This window comes from Mesorhizobium sp. M7A.F.Ca.ET.027.03.2.1, from assembly GCF_003999175.1.
GTDB lineage: Bacteria > Pseudomonadota > Alphaproteobacteria > Rhizobiales > Rhizobiaceae > Mesorhizobium.
Genome location: NZ_RZOM01000647.1, coordinates 1 through 3,515, shown reverse-complemented (window position 1 = coordinate 3,515; position 3,515 = coordinate 1). Strand labels below are relative to the sequence as shown.

Here is a 3,515-nt window from a genome sequence, read left to right as displayed (position 1 = left end):
GTTGGGGACAGCATAGGACACCGCGGCAGTCACGAAGAAATAGCGCAATTTGTGCGCGGTGAGCCGGACCCGCTTGCCGCGAGCCAGGAGCACGCACAGCAAGACCCCGCCGGCGCCGAGCGAGATGACGAAGGCCCAGACCATGGCCGGCACGTCGGCAGCCGTGGCAAGCTTGCCGAACGGCAGCGTCAGGCCGAGCAGGCCGCCGGTGACGACCAGCAGGCCGAGCGCCGAATCCCAGAGAAGTTTCATTGACCGAATCCTGTAGCGCGGCCCTTGGCCGGCATTGCATGTTATGATAAGATAATGGAAAGATTCTTAACGTCAAGATATATGATGGTGAGACAATTGGACAGGGCAGCAAGAGCGATCGAGCAATGGAAGCGGGAGCGGCCCGATCTGGATGTCTCGCCAATGGGTGTGCTCGGGCGGCTGAACGAGGCCTCCTCGCTGATCGCCCGCGAGCGCCTGGCGCCGTTGTTTGCCCGTTATGGATTGCAGTCCGGGGAATTTGACGTGCTGGCAACGCTGCGCCGTTCAGGCTCTCCCTACGCGCTGACGCCGACCGCTCTCTACGAGGCGACGATGGTGACGTCCGGCGCCATGACCAACAGGCTAGACCGGCTCGAAACGTCCGGATTGATCCTGCGCGGGCCGCATCCCAACGATAGGCGCGGCATTGTCGTGCGGCTGACCGACAAGGGCCTGGCCTTGATCGATGAAGCCGTTACCGCCCACGTGGCCAACGAACACGAGGTTCTCTCGGGCTTGACGCCGGCGGAACAGGAGACGCTCTCTCGGCTGCTTGAGAAATTGATCGGGAGTATGGGCTAGAGCAATTCTAGGAAAAGTTTTCCGCCTAGAATTGCTTCAAAACAAATAGTTAGAGCAGCTCGCCGTTTCCGCGAAACGGTGAAATGCTCTAGCCGGTCAGTTCATAGGCTGCCGCGAGAACCGGCGCCGGTGTTTCCAGCGCTGGTATGATACGGTGAGGTGGACAAGCCGGGTCGGCATGTTGAGGTAGAGCAGAGCATCTCGCAAACCACTGAGATTTCGCTCACTCATCGCCTTGTCGGAAAAGTCCGGCATGGCCTCAAGTGTCGCTTCAGCTTGCTGGCCCCGGCCCTTTCCTGTCGGCAATCTGGCCGCAAAGGCTATTTCTCGACGCAGACAGACCTGCTCGACGCGATCCCGCAACGCCTCTTCGTAGCCGATACCGCATCGCATAAGCCGCGCGTGGGTGGCCTCATGGACGATAATCGAAGCGACCAATTCCGGCGTCGTCTCTTCGCTGATGATATGGCGCTCGTCCAATTCGCACGCCTTGGAGGAGTTCGCCCATTGCGCGACTGAAGCAGGAAGGGTTGTGACGAATACCTGTCTTACGTCACCAAGCAGCCGTCTGTAGCGCACTGGATCAAAATCACGAATAAGCTGAAGCGCCTCGACGATCTTGTCGGTGCCCTTGTCGCTGATGATGAGCAATCCGTCGACCGTTCGGGTACCGCTAAGCTTCACGGCGGCCCAGCGGGCCAACCGGCCAACGACGGCTCTTATGCTGCGTTCCGGCTCAATCGCTTCTGGGTCGCGCAAAGCTCCCTCGGAATTCAGTTGCGATCGTCCGGGAACACCGGGATGGGCATGAACTCGACGCCGTCCTCGGCCAGGCTCTTGGCTTCATCCAGCGTCGCCTCGCCATAGATGCCGCGCGGGTCGCTCTCGCCGAAATGGATCTTTCGCGCTTCCTCGGCGAACTTGTCGCCGACATAGTCGGCATTCTCGCGCACCTTCTCGGCCATCGCCTTGAGCTGTGCCAAAGCCTGCTTCTGCGCCTCGCCCATGGCGAGCGCTATGGTTTCCTGCTTGCGCGCCGTGGAGACAGCCGGCGCCATCAGCGCCTTCTGCACCTTGTGCGAGCCGCAGGTGGGGCAATCGACAAAGCCGCGCTTCTTCTGGGTGTCGAAATCGTCGTTGCTGCGGAACCAGCCTTCGAATTCGTGCTCGTGCTCGCAGATCAGGGCAAAGCGGATCAAGAGGCTGCACCCCTGAGCCGCGGCGCCTCGCCCAAGCCGGCATTGACGGCGAAATCCCGCGCATTCCTGAGATTGGGGATCTTCTTGCGCGCGGCAAGCGACTGCGCCGGGTCGATCTCGGCGACGATCACATCAGGCTCGTCATGCGCGGCTTCCGCGATGATACGGCCCCACGGATCGACGATCAGCGAATGACCGTAGGTCTCGCGGCCATCCTCATGCAGGCCGCCCTGCGCGGCGGCGATGACATAGGCGCCATTCTCGATGGCGCGGGCCCTGAGCAGCACGTGCCAGTGCGCCTCGCCGGTCTGACGGGTGAAGGCGGCAGGTACGGAAAGTAGATCGGCGCCGGCCAGTGCCTCGGCGCGGAACAATTGCGGAAAGCGCAAATCGTAGCAAACGGCAAAGCCGAGCTTTGCACCCTCGATCTCGGTGACGACGGCCTCGGTGCCCGGTTCGTAGGCAGCGGATTCACGCCAGCTCTCACCATTGTCAAGGTCGACATCGAACATGTGGATCTTGTCGTAGGTGGCGAGCGCAGCACCATCCGGGCCAAACAGCAGCGCCCGGTTGGCGAGCTTGCCGTCGGCCCGCAGGATGGCGGTCGAGCCGATATGCAGGAAGACGCCGAGTTCCTTGGCCAATCTGCGCGCGGTCGAAACGACGATGTCCTTGTCTTCGGACGTAAACGAGGCGGCGCGAGCTTCCTTGTCGCGGATCAGCGCACCGGTCATTTCCGGCGTCTGGATGTAGGTCGCGCCCTGGCTTGCCGCTTCACGCACCAGCCGTTCGAGATCGACCGCGTTGCGCTCGGGACTCTCGCCTGAACGCATCTGGATCGCAGCGGCTTTGAAAACACCCATCGTCATTCCCTTAATTCGTCGCGCCGTTGGCGAGCAGTTTGTCCAGCCGGCCTTCGGCCTCCAGCTCGTGGAGGTCGTCACAGCCGCCGATATGCGTATCGCCGATGAAAATCTGCGGAAAGGTCGTGCGGCCATGCGCCCGTGAGATCATCTCCTGGCGCAGTTCCGGCGAGAAGGAGGCATCGTGCTCGGTAAAGACGACGCCCTTGCGCTCGAGCAGCCGCTTGGCTGCCGTGCAATAGCCGCACATCATACGGGTGTAGATCGTGACATCGGCCATGACGAATTTCCGCTGTTCGTTGCCGACTTATATAGTCGCGGACTCGTCCGCCCGAAAGTCCCCCGGCAACACACGGGCAAAGGTCAGCACGTCGACGGCGGCCGCACCTCCCCTTTTCAGCGCCTTGGTGGCGGAACGCACCGTGGCGCCGGTGGTGTAGACATCGTCGATCAAAAGCACCCTGCGGCCGGCGATCTCGATTTCCGCCTCGGCGGGTACCCGAAAGGCCGCCCGCACATTCTCCTCGCGCTCGCTGCGCTCCAGCCCGACCTGCTGGCGGGTGAGTTTCACGCGCCGCACCGCCGAGGGGGCGAAGGGCAGTTCGCTGAGCACCGAGAC

6 protein-coding genes and 1 pseudogene are annotated in these 3,515 nt (G+C 62.2%); 1 reads left to right on the top strand and 6 read right to left on the bottom strand.

What is annotated here, in order from left to right:
- Nucleotides 1-252 (bottom strand): annotated as a pseudogene (locus tag EN750_RS24090) (EamA/RhaT family transporter); the annotation flags it as partial.
- A 96-nt stretch (nucleotides 253-348) separates the two neighbouring features.
- On the opposite strand from EN750_RS24090, the gene EN750_RS24085 reads away from it, so the two are divergent.
- On the top strand, nucleotides 349-834 hold the full coding sequence (locus tag EN750_RS24085) for a MarR family transcriptional regulator (protein WP_127397870.1): 486 nt from the start codon (nucleotides 349-351) through the stop codon (nucleotides 832-834).
- Nucleotides 835-930: 96 nt separating this feature from the next.
- On the opposite strand, the gene EN750_RS24080 is transcribed toward EN750_RS24085, so the two are convergent.
- The 5 genes from EN750_RS24080 to EN750_RS24060 all read right to left on the bottom strand — a co-directional run.
- A complete protein-coding gene (locus EN750_RS24080; protein ID WP_127322210.1) occupies nucleotides 931-1,593 on the bottom strand; it encodes a hypothetical protein in 663 nt (220 codons plus the stop codon).
- A gap of 14 nt (nucleotides 1,594-1,607) precedes the next feature.
- Nucleotides 1,608-2,033 carry a DUF1178 family protein gene (locus EN750_RS24075; protein ID WP_023811158.1) on the bottom strand — a complete coding sequence of 142 codons (426 nt, stop codon included), beginning with the start codon at nucleotides 2,031-2,033 and terminating at the stop codon, nucleotides 1,608-1,610.
- Nucleotides 2,030-2,896: a carbon-nitrogen hydrolase family protein gene (locus EN750_RS24070; protein ID WP_127397868.1), complete on the bottom strand. Its 867-nt coding sequence runs from the start codon at nucleotides 2,894-2,896 to the stop codon at nucleotides 2,030-2,032. The genes EN750_RS24075 and EN750_RS24070 overlap by 4 nt, the downstream gene beginning before the upstream one ends.
- 10 nt (nucleotides 2,897-2,906) lie before the next feature.
- Nucleotides 2,907-3,176, bottom strand: coding sequence for a glutaredoxin 3 (gene grxC / locus EN750_RS24065; protein ID WP_127397866.1), 270 nt, complete (start codon nucleotides 3,174-3,176; stop codon nucleotides 2,907-2,909).
- A 27-nt stretch (nucleotides 3,177-3,203) separates the two neighbouring features.
- Nucleotides 3,204-3,515 (bottom strand): phosphoribosyltransferase family protein (locus tag EN750_RS24060; RefSeq protein WP_145967871.1); only part of this gene is annotated, 312 nt, incomplete at its 5' end.